The sequence below is a fragment of the Hydrococcus rivularis NIES-593 genome (genome assembly GCF_001904635.1).
GTDB classification, from domain to species: Bacteria; Cyanobacteriota; Cyanobacteriia; order Cyanobacteriales; family Microcystaceae; genus Hydrococcus; species Hydrococcus rivularis.
In genome coordinates, this window is sequence record NZ_MRCB01000003.1 from 130,190 (window position 1) to 149,875 (window position 19,686).

A 19,686-nucleotide genomic window follows, 5' to 3' on the forward strand; every position below is an offset into this window, starting at 1 on the left:
ATATCGATCGATGTTGAAGGTAGATATTCTACAGCCCGATCTCATTTTAGGAGATACCGTGTTGGGCATAACGCCAGAGATTTTGCACCATTACCAACTTAAAGGTTTGGTTTTGGATGTGGATGAAACGCTAGTTCCCCTCAGAGTTAGAGAAGTATCTGAAGAATTGATCCAATGGGCGACTGAAATTAGACAGGTAGCGGAAATCTGGCTGGTTAGTAACAATTTAAGCGAAAATCGCATCGGCAAGATCGCTCAATCCCTTAATGCGCCGTATATCTGGGGGGCGAGAAAGCCATCTCGGCGGAAGTTGAGACAAGCCCTTGAGGCATTAAATTTACCAGCCTCGCAGGTGGCAATGGTTGGGGATCGCCTTTTTACCGACGCGATCGCAGGCAACCGCTTGGGAATGTTTACTATTTTAGTAGAGCCAATGGTCGATCCCGCCATGGCAGCACGTTCTTACGCCATCCGTAACTTTGAAGTTTGGCTATCCAAAAAACTTGGCGTATCTTTAACGACAACTCAACAAATGTTTACAAAAAGTGACGAGACTTAAGAAAAAGAAAGATAAAAAAATAATTAAGGAATTCAAGAATTCGGAAAATTTGGGGAATTCTATATATAGGTTTCAAATGGGGTCAGCCAATATAAAGACCCTAAATATAATAAAAATCAATAAGAAAATGGAGAGCGCTAGTTCTGGCATCAGTAAAGATGGATCTGGCGCTTTCTGATGTATTGCCAATCGACGGGAATCGGAGGAAACAAGTAAAGCTTAAGGAAAGGGATCGATAGAAAAGGTCAAAATAAAATAAATCAATAAGACTAAAAAATAATAAATAACTAAATTGCAATAACTGACAAAACACCAACCATTACTGTTGGCAATATCCAAGTTTTTGGCAAACAAATGCCATGAAATTTAAATTTGCTAAAAGCGAAATAATTGTGAATTGAAGTCAAAAGCGCGATTGTCATAAACCGTTACAGAAAGGCGATCGCGATACCGAATTGCGCACAAAATTTAACCCAAATCTATTCGCTTCTTAACCTGGGAATGAAACTCTACTAAATGGTAAACCTTACCAGCGCAAGAGTACGGGAAGTTGGTCATGACTTCTGTGCTAGGGTAGCTCTTTTTTAACCTTTTGAGGAGTTCTTAACAGAATTTGATAACTATGGCGAACACCAACAGCGTCATCTTCATCCACCCAGACGGCACTAGCCCATCTCACTACGCGGCTGCCCGTTTCCTCCATTATGGGCCCGATGGGCGACTCAACTGGGACAGGATGTCCAATGCCGGAGTATATCTGGGACACATGAAAGACCAGCTCACCGGCACTTCCAACGCTGGTGCAGTTACCCATGCCATGGGCGTAAAGGTACAGGCTAGTTCCTACGGCTTAGATGAAAACGGCAATCCCGTCGTTCCCGCCTCTGGCAAAACCGGACTGACCATCATGGAAGAGGCAATTAAAGCCGGAAAAGCTACGGCAGTGATAAACTCCGGTATTATCGCCGAACCGGGAACGGGAGCGTTTCTAGCACAAGCAGAAAACCGCAACGATTTTACGGGCATTACCGCTCAAATTGTCGAATCGGGAGCCAACGTCATCCTCGGCGGAGGCGAAATCCACTACCTGCCTAAAGGCGTTGTCGGACGCTTCGGAGAAGAAGGGGTTAGAAAAGACGGACGCAACCTGATAGAAGAAGCAATAGCAAAAGGCTATACAGTCGTCTACACCCTCGAAGAATTGCAAAATCTGCCCCCAGGAACTCAGAAAGTTTTAGGGATTTTTGCAGCAGAAGATACTTACAACGACCAGCCAGAAGAAGTCAACACCGCCGAAGGATTAGGAAATTACGGACAACCGGGCAATGAAACTCCCCCCACAGTAGCGCAGATGCTAGAAGCTGCCCTCTCCATCGTCTCCCAGAACCCCAATGGATTTATGGTGGTGATGGAAGAGGAAGGCACGGACAATTTTAGCAACAATAATAACGCAGCCGGGTTAGTTGAAGCAGCCAAACGAGCCGACGACGCGATCGGGGTAGCGCAGAACTATATCGATAACGTTAACCCCAATACGCTGCTAATTACGGCTGCCGATAGCGATGCTGGCGGTTTAGAAGTGCGCGATCCCCTAGCAGCCGATGAAACCGTGGGAACCGAGGAAGTCAATCCGACAACCGAACCGGGAACCGAAGTTCCCCTCGATGGCACCAACGGAGCTAATACCGAGCCTTTTGTCTCTCAACCCGACGCTAATGGCAATACCTATCCCTTCGGGGTTGGCTGGGCAACTCAGTCCGACGTTCCCGGCAGTATCGTTTCTAAAGCCTTCGGCATGAATGCAGATAAACTGCCCAGCACCCTGGACAACACCGAGATTTATCGCCTCATGTACCAAACCTTGTTTGGTGTTAAACCAGAGGAGGTGCCGCGTCCAGAGTTAGAGGGATTTGCTTCGCTTCCTGCCGATAGTTTTGCACAAGGTCCTCCGGCGGGTGCAGACAATGGCGAGGGACAGCCAATTGCAGCTAACGATCGCACCGGCCCTTTTGAAGGGCAGCCAATTCAAGGCTTTAGCGGCGTTCAGTTTGCCGATGGAGAAAACTTCTGGTTCCTCTCCGACAATGGTTTTGGCGCAAAAAACAACAGTGCCGATTATCTGTTGCGGATTTATAAAGCAGACCCCAATTTTGTCGGTTCGGAAGCTGGAGACGGCAGCGTTAATGTAGAAGAGTTCGTCCAATTATCCGATCCCAATCGGCTAATTCCTTGGGAAATTACTAACGCAAATACTGAAGACCGATTGCTGACGGGGGCGGATTTCGATGTAGAATCGCTCGTCGTTGCCGAAGATGGCAGCTTCTGGATAGGAGATGAATTCGGTCCATACCTGCTACACTTTGATGCTAACGGAGTCTTACAAGAAGCGCCTATTTCTACTCCCAATCTCCCCAATCTGAAAACCCTCAACGGACAAGAACCGCTAGTCATCGGACACCGAGGTGCTAGCGGCGAACTACCAGAACACACTTTAGCTGCCTACGAGCGAGCGATTTTACAAGGGGCTGACTTCATCGAACCCGATTTAGTCAGCACGAAAGATGGGGTATTAATCGCCCGTCACGAACCCATGCTTGCAGTTGTCGATCCGGCAACAGGCGAAGTCATCCCAGCCAACACGACTACCGACGTTGCTACTCGTCCAGAATTTGCAGACCGCCGAACGACTAAAACCGTTGATGGCGTAAGCTATACGGGCTGGTTTGCCGAAGACTTTACGCTAGAAGAAATTAAAACGCTGCGAGCCGTTCAGCCTCGCGATTACCGCGACCAGTCTTTTAACGGGCTATATGAAGTTCCTACGCTTGAGGAGATTATCGACCTCGTACAAGATATCGAAGCGCGGACGGGGCAAAAAATTGGTATTTATCCCGAAACCAAGCATCCCACCTACTTCGCCCAGCAGGGACTGTCCCTTGAAGAGCCTCTGGTAGAAACTTTACTAGATAAAGGTTTTACCGATCCCAATCGACTGTTTATTCAGTCCTTTGAAGTGCAGAACCTGCTGAAGTTGGACAAGCAACTTTTGCCTGGAACGCCGCTAGAAAATACGCCCCTGGTGCAGTTGTACGACGAATTCCAACTACAGCCCTACGATATCGTCGCCAATTTCAGCGATCCCAACTTCGATCCCGTATCGATCTATGGAACGGATTTAATTACGGCTGAGACGACTTACGGCGATTTAATTAATCAAGGCAGCAACCCAGACGTTAACCTCCTGAAGGATTTTGTGGCTACCTACGCCGATGGGATCGGACCTTGGAAGCGCACTTTCGTTCTTACCGAAAAGCTGGATACGCCAGTCGATGGCAATGGGGACGGCGTACCCGAAATTACAGAACAACTCACCGGAGAAGTGCTTCCGGTGGTTAGGGATGCCCACGAAGCCGGATTGCAAGTGCATCCCTACACCTTCCGCGATGAAGAACGATTCTTGGTGTTGAAAGAAGATGGAACGCCTCAAACCGCAGAAGAAGAGTACGAACAGTACATCCAGTTGGGAGTGGATGGGTTCTTTACTGACTTTCCCAAGACGGGAGATTTGGTACGCGATCGCGTTATTGGCGAATTCGTGCGATCGCCCGATAACCCTTTTTTGACCGACGACCCAGAAGAAGCTAATTTAGCCAGTTCTCGCGGCTTTGAGGGCATGGCATACAGCTCCGATCGCGCCACCCTGTATCCTTTACTAGAAGGATCGGTAGAGGGCGATTCCGATAATGCCCTGCGCATTTACAAGTATGACGTTGCTACGTCTTCCTATTCCGAGGATTTAGTTGGATATTACCGCCTAGACGATCCCAGCCACGCGATCGGCGATTTTACGCCCATCAACGACAACGAATTCCTAGTTATCGAACGGGATGGCAATGAAGGCGAAAAAGCCCAGTTCAAGAAAATCTTCCAAGTTGACTTCTCTAAAGTAGACGATAATGGCTTTGTCTTCAAAAAAGAATTGGTGGATCTGCTGAACGTGCAAGATCCTAACGACATCAACGGCGATGGCAGCACGACCTTTACCTTTCCCTTCGTCACCATCGAAGACTTGTTAGTCATCGATGAAAATACTCTTCTCGTTGCCAACGACAACAACTATCCCTTCTCTATCGGTCGTCCGCCAGAAATCGACAACACCGAAATTATTCAGATTAAATTACCCGAACCTCTCAATCTCGATCCCCGTCTTGGTGGGGCTAGCGGCGATCGCAATCCCTCCCCATCAGCGATCGCAACCGCTCAAATCACTCCGGCATCAGATCCTAGCGCTCAAAATAATAGCAAGGGAACGGTAGAAATTTCTGCGATTCAAGGCGAAAGTCAGACCTCCTCATTAGTCGGTCAAACTGTCAAAACGACTGGGATTGTCACGGCAGTAGACGAGCGAGGTTTCTACTTGCAAGATGCCGAGGGAGATGGCAACGATGCGACTTCAGAGGGGATTTTTGTCTTCACCGATTCAGCCCCCACCGTCGCAGTTGGCGATGAATTAGAGATTGAGGGCACAGTACAAGAATTTGTTCCCGGCGGCAAAGATACGGGAAATCTTTCGCTCACTCAGATTGTCAGCCCCACGATTGCGACAAAATCGACGGGTAACGACCTGCCAGCGGCAGTGGTTTTGGGCAAAGGAGGACGCACGCCGCCAACAGAAATCGTTGAAAACGACAATTTTGAAGTTTTCGATCCCCAGGAAGACGCGATCGACTTCTACGAAAGTCTAGAAGGAATGCGGGTAACGATTCAAAATCCCGTTGCCGTTTCTCCTACCAACGAATTTGGCGAAATTTGGACGGTTACGGACGAAGGAGTGCTAGCAACGCCCGGTTTGAATTCTCGCGGCGGCATTCCCTTGCAAGCTGACGATACCAATCCCGAACGCATTCAAGTACAACTAGACGCACAGGTATTGCCCGACTTTGAGGCAAGGGTCAAAGTTGCGGACAAATTGAGCGACGTGACGGGAGTGGTTAACTATAACTTTGGGAATTACGAAGTTGTCGCTACCGAAGCTTTTGAAGTCACCGATGGCGGACTCGGACAAGAAGAAACTACCTTAGTCAGCACAGAAAGCCAGCTTACCGTTGCCAGCTACAACGTTCTGAATCTCGATCCGTCCGACACCGAGCAAATCGCTCAAATCGCCGCTCAAATCGTCAATAATCTCAAGTCGCCCGATATCCTTGCCCTGCAAGAAATTCAGGACAATAGCGGCGCCACGGACGACGGCACGACGGCAGGCGATCGCACCTTACAAGCCCTCGCAGATGCGATTGCTGCCGCTGGCGGTCCTACTTATCAATTTGCTGAAGTCCCGCCAGCAGATGGCACTTCCGGCGGGCAACCGGGCGGCAATATTCGAGTTGCTTATTTGTATAATCCACAGCGAGTTCAACTTAACAAAAACTCGCTCCAGTCGCTGGATGTCGAGGCGTTTAACGATTCTCGCGATCCGCTAGTGGCTGATTTTACCTTCAACGGCGAGACAGTCACCATAATTAACAATCACTGGACATCGCGCGTCGGCAGTACGCCTATTTTTGGGGCAACTCAACCCTTTGTTCAAGCTGGGGAAGATGAGCGCAATGCTCAAGCAGAAGTCGTTAATAACTTCGTAGACGGACTTCTAGCAAAAAATCCCGACGCTAATGTCATCGTGACGGGCGATCTCAATACGTTTGAGTTCACCGATACGCTGTCGCGGCTGGCGGGTGAAGGAGACGAGCGAGTATTGACCAACCTTATCGGCAAAGCAACCGACGATGCTACCTACTCGTACAACTTTCAAGGCAATTCCCAGTCTCTCGACCATATATTTGCCAGCGATCGCTTGTATGAAAATGCTGAGTATGACAGCGTTCATATCAATGCCGATTTTTCCACCCAAGCAAGCGACCACGAACCCATCTTAGGGCGCTTCCGCTTGACAGAGTCAAAACCCGAACCAGCGTCAGAAGCTTTTACGCTGCAACTTCTCCATGGATCTGACTTTGAGGCTGGTGTTGAGGCACTAGACGATGCGCCGCGCTTCTCCGCCGTCGTTAACGGGCTACGGGATGATTATGAAAATACCTTGGTTTTGTCCTCTGGAGACAATTACATTCCCAGTCCTTTCCTGTTTGCCGCTAGCGATCCTTCCCTGGCTAATACCCCCGTCGGCACAGCAGGGATAGGACGAGCCGACATTGAAATTTTGAATCAAATTGGCATTCAAGCCTCAGCATTGGGCAATCATGAATTCGATCTGGGAACGAGGGAAGTCCAAGGATTGATTAGCCCTGACGATGCCTATCGCGGTACTCAATTTCCCTACCTCAGTTCCAATCTAGATTTTAGTACCGACAACAACTTGAGCGGGCTGGTAACGGCAAACGGGCAAGAAGCCAGCACGATTCCTAATACAATTGCCGAAAGTACCGTAATTACGGTTAATGGCGAAGAAATCGGGATTGTAGGGGCGACGACACCGCTTCTCCCCTCGATTTCTTCCTCTGGCGATGTAGGCGTGATTCCCTCCGATCCCAACGATGTTGCTGCCTTAGCTGCTGAAATTCAGAAGACAGTAGATGAGCTAACGGCAACCGGAATCGATAAGGTAGTCCTACTGAGTCACTTCCAACAACTCAGTATCGAGCAAGCGGTTGCCCCGTTGCTGAGGGATGTGGATATTATTGTTGCAGGCGGTTCCCATACCTTGCTCTCGGATGAGAGCGATCGCCTCAGAAGCGGAGATACTAGCGGCGGCACTTATCCCATCCTAACTATCTCTGCCTCCGGCGAACCGATCGCGATCGTCAACACCGATGCCAATTACCAGTATGTCGGGCGCTTGGTTGCCGACTTCGATGCCAATGGGGTTCTCGTTCCTGAAAGCATCGACCCCAACATCAGCGGCGCTTATGCTGCCGACGAGCAGGGAGTAGCCGATGTCGGCGGAACTCCCGATCCAGAAGTGGTAGCCATTACCGACACCCTAGCTAATGTAATTAACGAGCAAGACGGCAAGATCTTTGGCAAGACCAATGTCTTCCTCAGAGGCGATCGCACCTTCGTTCGCACCGAGGAAACCAACTTAGGGAATCTAACTGCCGATGCTAACCTGGCGGCGGCTCAAGCGGTCGATCCCAGCACGGTCATATCTATCAAAAATGGCGGCGGCATTCGCTCCAATATCGGCGCGATCGCGGCGGCGGGCGGTTCGACCGATCCCGATGATTTTACCTTGCTGCCGACCGCAGCTAATCCCGAAGCGGGTAAAGAAGAGGGCGATATTTCCCAGTTAGATATTGCCAATTCTTTACGTTTTAACAATGGATTGACCTTACTGACTTTAACCGCCGAACAGCTGCTCCAAACTATCGAACACGGCGTGGCAGCAACGGCACCCGGCAAAACGCCCGGTCAATTTCCTCAAGTTTCGGGCATTTCCTTTAGCTTTGACCCCGACTTGCCAGCGGGCGATCGCGTTTTGTCCTTAGCTGTTACTGACAATCGAGGCAACGTCACCGATGTCGTCGTCCAAAACGGCGAACTGCAAGGCGATCCTAACCGTACCTTCCGAACTGTTACGCTTGACTTCCTCGCCGGTGGCGGCGATAACTATCCTTTCGCGACGTTTGCCAACACTAATCCAGTGAAGTTGGTAACAGAAGACTCTCAAAATCCCGATCCTGGCAGCCGCACGGGTGTCGCTACCTTTGCTGCCGACGGTTCGGAACAGGATGCGCTAGCGGAATATCTCGCTGCCAATTTTAACGAACAGAATCCGTTTGATGTAGCAGATGTGGCTCCCGAAGAAGATACCCGCATTCAAAACCTGAACTTCCGCGAGGATAAGGTTTTGAGCGCTAATGTCGCGCCCGCCAGTACGGAACTCCCAGAAACTGTCTTTGGGACTTTTGGCGATGATGTATTCGATGCAGCCGATCCTAGCGGAAACTTTGATGGCAGTAAGGATATCGTCTCGGCAGGAGAGGGAAGCGATCGCTTTTTCCTCGGTGCGGGGGAGGGCGATAATTTACTAGCAGGTGGCATTGGAGCCGACCAATTCTGGATTACCAGCAGCGATGATGGCTTGCCTTCTGTAGCGAATACAATTACTGACTTCAATAGTACCGAAGGCGATGTTATCGGTTTTGCCGACACCAGTCTCACCTACGGGGCATTGGGAGGGGATTGGAATCTGCGTCAGGCAGGCAATGACGCGGTTATTGAGGCGTTCGGTCGAGATGTTGCCATTCTACAAGGCATTCAAGCCGATAGCCTTGCCGAAACCAATTTTGTCTTTGGCTAGAAAAAACAAGAGAAGTCGGAAGGATTTTTTCCGAATTCCGACTTCTCTTTATCAATTGAAGGCGATCGCGCAGCTTCTGGAATCATGATTGGTATTGCCCTCAAAAGCAATTGCTTTGACTTGTATGCCTGGTTGACTGACAAATCTTTGTCCCCTCATCTCTAAATCCCTTCTCCCACAAGGGGCGAAGGGACTTCACTCCAAAGTCTTAAGTTGAGAGCCCCTCTCCCAGAGCGGGAGAGGGGTTGGGGTGAGGGCGATTTGAGTTTTGTTACTCAACCAGCTTGTATGCTATATACTAATTGATTCCTTAAGTTCAGATCCAGGGCGATCGCCGCTTGGCTTAAGATCTTCCCCTTCAATAAAAGAACGTAGCATCCAAGCCATTTCTTCATGTTCTTCCATCAAGCCAGTCAAAAAGTCGGCCGTTCCTTCATCGTGAAATTCATCGCTGCAACGATCGACATGCTCGCGCAAGTTGCGGATAATTTGCTCGTGGTCGTTAACCAAGCTCATCACCATATCGTTCGCAGTGGGCAGCGTGCCGGGTTGCTCTTGAATGGTGCTATGTTGGAGAAATCCTTGAGCAGTACCAATTGGGTAGCCACCCAACGCGCGAATTCTTTCGGCAGTCCGATCGATGTTAGCAGTCAAAGTCTCGTATTGTTCTTCCCACAACTCGTGTAAAGAGCGAAACTGAGGTCCAATCACATCCCAGTGATATTTCTTGGTCTTAATTAGCAGCAAATAAAAGTCTGCTAAATCGATATTGAGAAGTCCAATTACGCCTTGTCTTTGTTCTTCTGTAAGACCAATATTTAATTTAGGCATCACTAAATACTGTACCAATGCAACTTCTCTTTTATTAGAGCAGGTCGATCTCGATCGAACATCTGTTAAATGTAAGAGTTCCCCAGTTTATTTTCTGCGTTTATCTACCTTTGGGAATAGGTGATACCATTTTTCATTCAATAGATCTCCTGCAAAAGTGTTACGCGATCGCTACATTTGAGTCAACAAAAAGCTCATAATTATAAATTCCAGCAATCAAATTATTCTGTAATACTTTTTCAGCTTCTAGGACTTTTACCATCTCTTTAAAAGTTTCTGGATACACCCCACACAGCTATTTAAACTCTGTCGGCTTTAAATTTTTTATCTGAGAATACGTCATGATTATGTCCGATCGCGCTACTCTATTTTACATAGCCATCTTAGATTTTTGCAGGAGGTCTAATGATTCTAGAGCAAACGCCTGACGACACAATCAGGGACAAGACGGGTTGGGTTGGATTTGACGATGGCGGAAACCCCAAATCGGATGGTTGGTTGGGTACTTAGAGAAAGAAAAAATGTTTACTTTTTTGCCACAAATATAGAGATTCGTCAAGAAAAAGATGCCTTTGCCCGAATGGCATTGACGCGCCGTTGCTTCAACGATCTAGGACTGCTGTAGGCGCTTTTGCAGAAAATCGCGGATTTCAAAAAAGTCGTTCCAGGGAATATAAGGTTTATTTTCCGATTCCATATAATCGATGAGGCGATCGCGAGCAAAAACCAAATCAGCTTTCAGTGCCATGTTAATATCCGTAACGGAATCGCCAATCGCGATCGTTTCTTGAGCGGGATATCGTGCCATCACTTGTACTTTAGCAACTAATTCTGTCTCTCCTTCATAGTCCGAGTAAACTTGCAGATAGTCTTTGCTGGTGTCGACGTCCACGGCAGAGATAGCAGCTACTCTTTCTAAAAGTCCATAGCGAGATAAGACTTTCGTTACCATTCCCCGCAGTCCGCCAGAAATAACGACAAAAGGCGTGTTTTGGCGATCGAGAAAGTCTAGTAAAGCCTCTAATCCAGGGCGAATGGGTTTGTCCGAGGCATACTTAAGGATTTCGGGATAGCGAGAGGAGGGAATCGATTCTAGCAGTTGGCGAACGCCTTCTCGTAGCGTTAGGGTGCGATTATACATTTGGGGCATCAGTTTTGCCGATAAATCTGGGGCAAACGCTTTAAGCATTCCCGCAAAGGTTTCGATCGCAGTAATAGTGCCATCAAAGTCGCAGAAAACAACTTTTTGGTAGATAGGGGATTGGGACATGATACCATTTGGGATTTGGGATTGAGAAAGACCGATCTTATAAAGTAAAGGTTTGAAAAATCTATCTGTAGCCAAGATTTTTCAGATTGGTATGAGGATTGTGTTGCAAAAACTTAAAGTATAAAAAGTATAATTTCAGACTAAAAGTGATGCCATTTGAGCCATTTGAAAAGTGACTTTGGGTTCATTTACAAAATGGGTTCAGAGGAGTCGAGTCATGCCACAATTTTTACTTCTACCAAACTACCGTAATTTTTTGCAACAGAACCGATAGATTTTCATGCCTTCTAGAGATGGCAGTTAGTGACGGCTACTTAGAAAAAGCCGATTGAGAACAAACTTTTAGCTTCTCTCGTTCTTGCGAATGACTGACTAAATAATCGTTCAACCACTTACATCCTTGTTCGAGAAGACCTTCCAATCTCGCTAATTCTTCTTCTACTTGCCAAAGTCTAACCGTGCCATTCCTGGAAACCGTTACCACCTGTTGGCTATCTTTTTTAGAAAACGGCGATCGCTCGGCTTGAAAATTGATTCCGTAGAGCAAATCTCGATCTCCCTTAAACTCTGCCCTGAGATTTCCTTGTAAGTCCCAAACCCTCGCCGTCCCGTCGCTAGAAGCCGTTGCTACTCTTTTTCCATCGGGGCTAAAACTGACGCTGTAGACGGGGAAGGGATCGCCTTTCAAATCGGCAATTAGGTTTCCTTGCAAGTTCCATAACTTAGTTGTCCCATCTCTAGAGGCGGTAGCAATGGTGCGCCCGTCGGGACTAAAAGTGGCTCGGTAAATTAAATCCTGATGTCCCTTAAACTCGGTTAATAGATTACCCCGCAAATCCCACAGCCTAGCCGTTCCATCTCTGGAGGTCGTGACGATTTGTTGTCCGACTTCCGGGGAAAGCGTCAGGCGGACGGGACTGAAACTGACGCTGTAAACCGCTTCCCGATGCGCCTTAAAACTCGTGACTTTTTTTGGTCGATCTCCTCTCACATCCCACAACCAGACATCGCCATCTCTAAACGCGATCGCCAGCAACTGTCCGTTGGGACTAAAATTGACACCATAAACGGGAACGGAATTGACTTTCAATTCTACTAACGCTTCGCCTTGCCAATTCCAAATTTTGACGATACCGTTGCTTGAGGCAGTAGCAATTTGCCGACCGTCGGGGCTGAAATTAATGCTGTAAATTCGATCGCGATGGGCTTTGAACTGATGTCTGAGATTGCCCTGCAAATCTTGTAAATAAACCATGCCATCTTTAGAAGCGATCGCAATTAATTGTTCGTCAGGGCTAAAACCAACGCTAGTGACAGTATCTTCTATAGTTTTAAACTCTCCTGGGGGTTTCTCTTTAAGGTTCCATAGCTTGACGAGAGTATCGCTAGAGGCAGTCGCCACTTGTTGCCCGTCGGCACTAAACGCCACATCATAGATAGGTTCTTGATGTCCTGCAAGCGTTGCCAACACGTTTCCTTGCCAGTCCCACAGCTTAGCGGTTCCATCGCTCGAAGCCGTTGCTATCCTCTCTCCGTTAGGGCTAAAGGCAACGCTATTGACTAATTCTCGATGTCCTATTAGAGTCAAGATCGGATTGCCCTGTCTGTCCCATATTTTCGCCGTACCGTCTCTAGCGGCGGCAGCAATATGCTTTCCATCTGGACTCCAAGCGACGCTGTAGAAGGCATTGGAAGCATCCTGAAAAATTGCCAACTGTTTGCCCTCTAAGTTCCACAGCCTCACCGTTCCATCTCTGGAAGCAGTTGCTATCTGTTTCCCGTCGGGACTAAAACTAATATCATCGACCGACCTTTGGTGTCCTACTAAGATCGCCAGCTGCCTGCCCTGCCAATCCCAGATCCTAGCCGTTTCGTCTCTCGAAGCCGTGGCGATTCTCGTGCCGTCGGGACTCCAAGCAACGCTATAGACGGAACTTTCGTGTCCCTTAAACGTGGCTAGTTCCTGCCCGCGTAAGTTCCAAAGTTTGACCGTACCGTCTTTAGAAGCCGTTGCCAGCGTCTGTCCGTCGGGACTCCAAGCAACGCTATAGACATCGCTGTGGTGTCCTTGAAAGATAACGCGCCCGTTACCTTGTCGATCCCACAACCGAGCCGTTGCATCCCTAGAAGCGGTAGCAATCCATTTCCCGTCGGGACTGAAGCTGATGCTGTTGACTGTCTCTTGATGTCCTTCTAGCTGATTCTTTTCCTGAATGGTGTCGAGAATTTGTTGCAGAGCGAGTATGGGACTGGTAGCGGGGTAGTCTTGCAAGGGACGATTGTCTTTTTGAATCAGGTTTTCTAATTCTTGTCCCGCTTTCATAGCTGTGAGCAAGGCTTCGATTTGCTCGAACTCGAACTGTCGCCACGCCGTATCTCCCATTTTTTGAAGCTGGGTGCCGATGCGAGCTTGCTGCTGCTTGTTGAAGGCATAAATTGCCGTCGAGAGCGCGATCGCCGATCCCACAACAGAAACGATTAAAATAGCAGAACCGATGCGAATCATGCGCGTGGCTCTTTCGTTGGCATCGGTCAAAATTTTGTTGGCTTTGCGTTCGGCTTCTAATTTGCGTTCGGCTTCTCGTTTGTCTAATTTTTGACTGGCGGTCAAAAATTGATAGTCTACGTTGCTAAGACTTTTTCCCACAGCCCAGGCTAGCGCGTCTTTTAAAGCTTGCCCTCGCAACAGGCGAGATTCATCTTGATATTGAGAAACTTGCCAAGCGACGAGTGCCTCGGCGTAAGGACGCAGCTTTTCTAATTGTTTGTCTACCCAAGGGCGATTGAAAACGGCTTGATAAATTGGGTTGTAGGCTTGTAATTTCCCATCGCGCTTGACGACTAACCCCGATAGCCGCAATTCGCTTTGTTCGGGACTGCCGTCTGCTTCGATGAATCCTTGTTGCAAGATTTGCTGATAGAATCCCAGAAGCGCGCCAGCGCGTTGTTCGTTGACCAAAAGGCGATCGCGAATTGTTTTGAGATGGACGGGTTCGTCTTGGGATTCCCAGTTTTCAATAATGCGATCGCGCGCTATTTTTTCGACAATTTCTGCTTCATCGCCTAAGGGAATGAAAGTGTCAGCCGTAGCGACGATCTGACAAAGCTTTTGAGTGAGAAAGGGTTGTCCTCCCGTCCAAGACAATATTTCTTTGAGAACGGCGCTAGGATTTTCGGCAATGTTTTTTAATCCTGGCTCTAGGGGTCGAACTTCTTCGATTGTAAAACCCGTTAGTTCAATCGCAACTCCGATATTAAAGGACGTTTGGGTTTTCTCTCGTATTAAGTCCGAAGGCGTGGCAACCCCAAATAAGGCAAACGCTAGGCGATTGTATTGCGGATTTTCAGCCCGCTGATTGTAGCAGAAGCGAATTAAGGAAAAGAAATCGTCTAGAGGGAAATCAAGACTGATAACCTTATCAATTTCATCGATAAAAATAAGAATTTTTTTCCCCGGACAGTTGACTAAAATTACCGCTTCAATAAACTGTCCCAATTTTTGAATGGGAGGAAGTTCTTCTCTCTGTCTCAACCATGCTTTTAAATTAATTTTTTCAGTCAGATTAAAACCCAAACATAGCTGCGTAATAATCCCGCTATACCACTGCTGCTGGCTAACATGGCTTCCCAAGCTGGTCAGATCGATCGATGCACAACTCATACCTTGGGCTTGAAGCCGATGCATGGCACGCACGCGCAGGCTAGACTTGCCCATTTGTCTGCAATTGAAGACATAGCAAAACTTTCCCAATCTGAGGGCATCTACAAGTTCTTTATCTGCCCTTCGTTCTACATAGGTAGGGTGATCGAATGCTAGACTTCCACCAACTTTGTATAGGCAACCGGAACTGAGGGCAGAAGGTACAGCAGAGAAGTCATGCATGGGCGGCAAAAAGGTCGATTAAGCCATTAGCTCTAGCTTATCTCAAGCGCCGCACCGAACCCACAAGCGCGATCCGCCTTCCAGGCGCTGCGCCCGGCGCAATTGCTCTTCCAAAATTGGAGTAGTTTAATGCTTCAAAAGTCGCATTAGTTTAGCGATCGCTTCGGTTTGCCCGTCAAGCGCCTACAATAGGAAGAAGAAAATGTTGAGAATTGTATAGCTTGTCCAAGCACGGAAACATTTATGGCTCCTGCCGTTATCATCGAACAGCTAAAAAAACGATACGGCTCCCTAGAAGCCGTTAAAGATATCTCTTTTAAAGTCCAAAGCGGAGAAATATTCGGCTTACTCGGACCTAATGGTGCTGGGAAGACGACGACGATTCGCTGTCTGTGTACCCTAACCAAACCCGATGCTGGCAAAATTGAGGTTGGCGGAGTTTCCGTCATCGATCGCCCCAAAGCGGCACGCAGGCGACTGGGTTATGTGGCGCAAGAAGTAGCCCTCGATAAAGTCCTGACGGGACGGGAATTACTTCAGTTGCAAGCAGCGCTCTACCACTTGCCCAAGGAGAAAGCTAAAGATCGCATCGCGCAATTGCTCGCATTGCTCGGTTTAGAAGAATATGCCGATAAGAAAACGGGAACTTATTCGGGAGGAATCCGCAAGCGCCTCGATTTGGCAGCAGGTTTGCTCCATCAACCCGAAGTCCTGGTACTCGACGAACCCAGTGTCGGGTTAGATATCGAAAGTCGTTTCGTCGTCTGGGATTTCCTGCGCAAGCTGCGAGAAGCCGGAACGACGGTGTTGATTACGAGTCATTATTTAGAAGAAATCGACGCGCTTGCCGATCGCTTGGCGATTATCGACCGAGGAGTGGTGATTGCTCAAGGAACGCCATCGGAATTAAAAAATAGAGTTGGCGGCGATCGCGTTACCTTGCGCATTCGGGAATTCTCGCCCGCCCAAGAAGCGCAAAAAGCTCAAGAAATTTTACAAGCTCTCCCATTTGTAGAAGAAGTCATTATCAATAGCGCTCAAGGAAATTCCCTCAACCTCATCGTCACTTCTGGGGGCAACCCTCTCAGCCAGATCGAACAATCCTTGCAAGAAGCTGGCTTGCCTATCTTTAGCATGGCACAATCGCGTCCCAGTCTCGACGATGTTTATCTAGCAGCCACGGGACGGACTTTATTAGATGCAGAATTAGCTGCTGTCGGCACTCGCGATCTTAAGGCAGAGAAAAAACAAGAAATGAAATGAAGTTAGAAAGAGAAAAATAAAGCTATGAGTCAAACGATTACACCGTCAAAATTTGAGCCGAGTTTAGCGCCGAATCCTTCGATGGGAAAGCAAGTAGATGAAGCCGGCAATGGGTTAGGAGAGTTTCTACAAGAAACTTTAGCCCTAACCAAACGCCTGTTTATTCAACTCCAACGCCGTCCTTCGACCTTAATCGCTGGGATTATTCAACCATTTATGTGGTTAATCTTGTTTGGCGCGTTGTTTTACAATGCCCCGCCAGGGTTGTTCGGAAATGACCTCGGTTATGCCAAATTTCTCGCTCCTGGAATCATCGTTTTTACGGCTTTTTCGGGCGCGTTGAATGCGGGTTTGCCCGTCATGTTCGATCGCGAATTCGGTTTCCTCAATCGCCTATTAGTCGCGCCCCTCGCCTCGCGCTACTCGATTGTCGCAGCTTCGACGATTTATATCATCGCCCTCAGCTTTATCCAAACGGCTGTTATCGTGGGAGCTAGCGCCTTATTGGGGGCGGGTTTGCCCAGTTTAGCTGGATTGGGAACAATTGCCCTCATCGTCTTTCTAATCGTTTTAGGCGTGACGGCATTGAGTTTGGGTTTGGCGTTTGCTTTGCCCGGTCATATCGAACTGATTGCCGCGATCTTCGTCACTAACTTGCCTTTGCTCTTTGCCAGCACTGCTTTAGCGCCACTTTCGTTCATGGCAGGATGGTTACAAATCGTTGCCAGTCTCAATCCCCTAACCTACGCGATCGATCCGATTCGCTATCTCTATCTCAACAACGACTGGACATTTAATAGCGTGGTGCTGCATACGCCCTGGGCATCGCTCGATTTTAGCGGCACGCTGCTAATTTTGGCGACTTTTGATGCGCTAGTATTGTTAGCAATTCAACCCTTACTCCGTCGCCGTTTTGCCTAAAAAATTCTCTGGGTTCCATGGTTTATCTATTATGAAAAGCTACAACTCTACCTTGAAAACACTAGCGATAACTTTCAGTCTCTGCTTGGGAGCAACAGTCGCTTTCGGACAGTCAACTTTAGCTCAGTCGGTCAATTCGATGGATAATCGCGATCGCGACGGCTATCAATCTAACGAACAAAATGTTTTGGGCGGTAATATCGGTAGCGGTTCTTTTAACGCTTTCGACCTAATTCACCGCGCCAATACAAATCGCGGTCGCAGTATGGGCGAGTTTCAGCAAGAGACGGATTCCGGCATTAGAAATGCAGCTGATGAGTTCAAGCGCCAACAAAACGAGCAATTGCAAAATCGACAGCCAGAAGCGGTGACCGATCCCAATCCTCAAAATTAGCTTGATTTAAGAATCATCAGGGTATGGCAGTAGCCATACCCTGATGTCAATAAGTACTGAAAAGAATTTTGCTGTCTTTGAGCGCAACTAATCGCAACTTAAGCGGACCTGCTGTGTAGGCTGTCTCCGATGCGATCGCTTTGATCTCATCGGGAACATCTTTAGATTGACTGAGTTGCTCGATGAAATTCAAAATCTTTTTAATGCGACCGTCCTCAACTTGAATATCTCCGACAATTCCAGAGCGACGAGCGCGAAATTGCGAAGCCGACAATAAAATATCGAGTCGATTTTGGAGATCGGTTTCGGTTAGCTCTTTTGCCTCAACCGAATCGACCGAGATAGTCGCAATGATATCATTTTGCTCGAAGACCTTTTGATTGAGAGCGACATCTGCAAAGACGCGCACTTCCTTTTCCCCTTGGACGTAGTTTCCTGCCGAGAGAATTCGTACTACATAATCTCGCCCATCCTTAATTTGCGCCATTAATTGTTCGACCTGGGCTTTGGTAATTTTAACGACTCGTTCTCGAACCTCTTCATTGCTGGGTTGAGTAGCAGAAATAGCAGTACGATTGGCTTGACTTAAAAGGCGATCGATCGCTCCCACTACTGCATTGGGATCGACAATGCGAACGGCAGCAAAGGAGAGAACTTGTCCTCTGACGATCGCAATTCTCCTTTCTCGTAATTCTTGATAAGTCTGATAATAGTCTTCTAAAACCTCGACTTCTCGCTTGAGAAATGCTTGCTGAGATTCTAATTCTTTGAGTTGTTCTTCTTTGCTTTTAAGACTTTGGTCTTTGTCAGAAATTGACTTATCTAATTGTCCGATTAACCGGTCTTGCTCGTCGATTTTTCCCTGAAGCAAACGTTGCTGTTTTTCTAACTCCTGAAGACGAGTTTGTCTTTGTTTTAAAATTTCAGTTTGTCGGGCAATTTTTTGGTCTTGTTCGCTTAAGGCTCGATCTTTTACTTTGAGCTGTTCTTGAAATCGAGCAATTTGTTGAGATAGGTCATTTTTTTGCCGAACTAGCTGCTGCCTTTCTGCCAGTAGCGTTTTAATATCTTCTTGCAGTGTCCTAGCTTGGTTAGAAATCGTTTTCAATTGCGATCGCGCGCGAGCGAAATTTTGATTGATCTGTTGAAGGCGACCTTCAACAGTTGTTTGTTCGCTTCTGGCGACAGAAAGTTCTCGTTCGACTTGATTTCTTTGTTGTTTGACTCGTGCCAACTCGCTCTCAACTTCTCTCTTCTCTTTGAGGATCCGATCTAAGTCAAACACACCCTGACGCAAAGATTTACTTAGGGCAAACAAAATTCCTAACGTCGAAAGAGCAATTAACGTTCCCGTCAAAACTGTGACTAACTGCGCCGTTTGACGAGGACGCAAACCGAATAGTGTCAGGCGAGCTTTACCAATTTTGCTGCCTAAGCGATCGCCCAATACAGCAATTAAGCCTCCCAAAATAACAATTGCTGTAATTAGGACGTAGGCGCTAGTCATTCGAGACGATCGGTTAAGTAAACTGTTGGCTGAGAGCGACTGGATTGTGAACGGTTATTTTTTTCTTGTGAATGGAAATCATCCCGCGATCGCGCAGATCTCCGAGCAGTCGAGTAATCGTCACGCGAGTAGAACCAATAGCTTCGGCGATCGCCTGGTGAGATAGCTTCAGATCGATGCGAATGCCATCGGTAGTCGGCATGCCAAAATCTCGACAGAGAATCAAAAGAAAACTGACCAACCGAGAACCCATATCTCTATGAGCGAGGGTTTCGATCATCATTTCCGTCTGCAAAATTCTAGAAGAAAGCCCGCGCAACATCAACATCGACAGTTCGGGATTGCTTTTGAGCGATTGCTCTACTTGCTCGATAGGGGCAGAAAGCAATTCTACAGGCGTAAAAGCAACGGCATGATAAAAGCGATCGGATCGCTGTCCCGTAATCAGGGACAATACACCAAAGACGCTGTTTTCTCGCAACAAGGCAACAGTAATTTCTTCACCAGCTTCGTATACTCTCGATAGCTTAACTGCTCCTTTGAGCAAAAAGTAAACTCTTTCGGCAGGATCGCCCGGAAAAAAAATCGTTTTTCCTCGCTCAAACGTTTCGACGACCGGAGAAAAGCCTCCGCTACCAATTTGTCGGAATACAGCTGCTAGCGGTTTATCTTGAGTCAGGGACAGATCCATCACGGGTTTAAAACAATGGAAAAGTGAGTTGTAGGCTATCCTTAAGGCGTTTT

General features: G+C 47.7%; 10 protein-coding genes and 1 pseudogene. 6 read left to right on the top strand and 5 right to left on the bottom strand.

Translation table 11 applies throughout. The annotated features are described in order from the left end of the window. Window positions 1-10 precede the first annotated feature (10 nt). Both NIES593_RS04490 and NIES593_RS24785 read left to right on the top strand, forming a co-directional pair. On the top strand, window positions 11-559 hold the full coding sequence (locus NIES593_RS04490) for a YqeG family HAD IIIA-type phosphatase (RefSeq protein ID WP_073598440.1): 549 nt from the start codon (window positions 11-13) through the stop codon (window positions 557-559). Window positions 560-1,181: 622 nt separating this feature from the next. Beyond that, a complete protein-coding gene (locus tag NIES593_RS24785; RefSeq protein WP_073598442.1) occupies window positions 1,182-8,873 on the top strand; it encodes an esterase-like activity of phytase family protein in 7,692 nt (2,563 codons plus the stop codon). Window positions 8,874-9,164: 291 nt separating this feature from the next. On the opposite strand, the gene NIES593_RS04505 is transcribed toward NIES593_RS24785, so the two are convergent. Further along, a complete protein-coding gene (locus NIES593_RS04505; RefSeq protein WP_073598443.1) occupies window positions 9,165-9,704 on the bottom strand; it encodes a Dps family protein in 540 nt (179 codons plus the stop codon). A 402-nt stretch (window positions 9,705-10,106) separates the two neighbouring features. Here NIES593_RS04505 and NIES593_RS04510 point away from each other — a divergent pair. Beyond that, window positions 10,107-10,329, top strand: a pseudogene (locus NIES593_RS04510) (class D beta-lactamase); the annotation flags it as partial. Here NIES593_RS04510 and NIES593_RS04515 read toward each other — a convergent pair. Further along, on the bottom strand, window positions 10,315-10,974 hold the full coding sequence (locus NIES593_RS04515) for an HAD-IB family phosphatase (protein WP_073598444.1): 660 nt from the start codon (window positions 10,972-10,974) through the stop codon (window positions 10,315-10,317). The pseudogene NIES593_RS04510 and the gene NIES593_RS04515 overlap by 15 nt on opposite strands. Window positions 10,975-11,284: 310 nt before the next feature. Then, window positions 11,285-14,857 carry a WD40 domain-containing protein gene (locus tag NIES593_RS04520; RefSeq protein ID WP_073598445.1) on the bottom strand — a complete coding sequence of 1,191 codons (3,573 nt, stop codon included), beginning with the start codon at window positions 14,855-14,857 and terminating at the stop codon, window positions 11,285-11,287. A gap of 243 nt (window positions 14,858-15,100) precedes the next feature. On the opposite strand from NIES593_RS04520, the gene NIES593_RS04525 reads away from it, so the two are divergent. Genes NIES593_RS04525 through NIES593_RS04535 form a run of 3 tightly spaced genes read left to right on the top strand, consistent with a single transcriptional unit; the run spans window position 15,101 to window position 17,435 of the window. Further along, window positions 15,101-16,120, top strand: a complete 1,020-nt coding sequence (locus NIES593_RS04525; RefSeq protein ID WP_073598446.1) for an ABC transporter ATP-binding protein — start codon at window positions 15,101-15,103, stop codon at window positions 16,118-16,120. Between the two features lie 24 nt (window positions 16,121-16,144). Then, a complete protein-coding gene (locus NIES593_RS04530; RefSeq protein ID WP_073598447.1) occupies window positions 16,145-17,041 on the top strand; it encodes an ABC transporter permease in 897 nt (298 codons plus the stop codon). A gap of 31 nt (window positions 17,042-17,072) precedes the next feature. After that, entirely contained in the window at window positions 17,073-17,435 is a 363-nt protein-coding gene (locus NIES593_RS04535; protein ID WP_073598448.1) for a hypothetical protein, read from the top strand. Between the two features lie 46 nt (window positions 17,436-17,481). Here the strand turns inward: NIES593_RS04535 and NIES593_RS04540 are convergent, their stop codons facing one another. Together NIES593_RS04540 and ntcA are read right to left on the bottom strand one after the other, a co-directional pair. Continuing rightward, entirely contained in the window at window positions 17,482-18,942 is a 1,461-nt protein-coding gene (locus NIES593_RS04540) for a DUF3084 domain-containing protein (RefSeq protein WP_073598449.1), read from the bottom strand. Window positions 18,943-18,955: 13 nt separating this feature from the next. Beyond that, entirely contained in the window at window positions 18,956-19,633 is a 678-nt protein-coding gene (gene ntcA, locus NIES593_RS04545) for a global nitrogen regulator NtcA (protein WP_073598450.1), read from the bottom strand. Window positions 19,634-19,686: the final 53 nt, after the last annotated feature.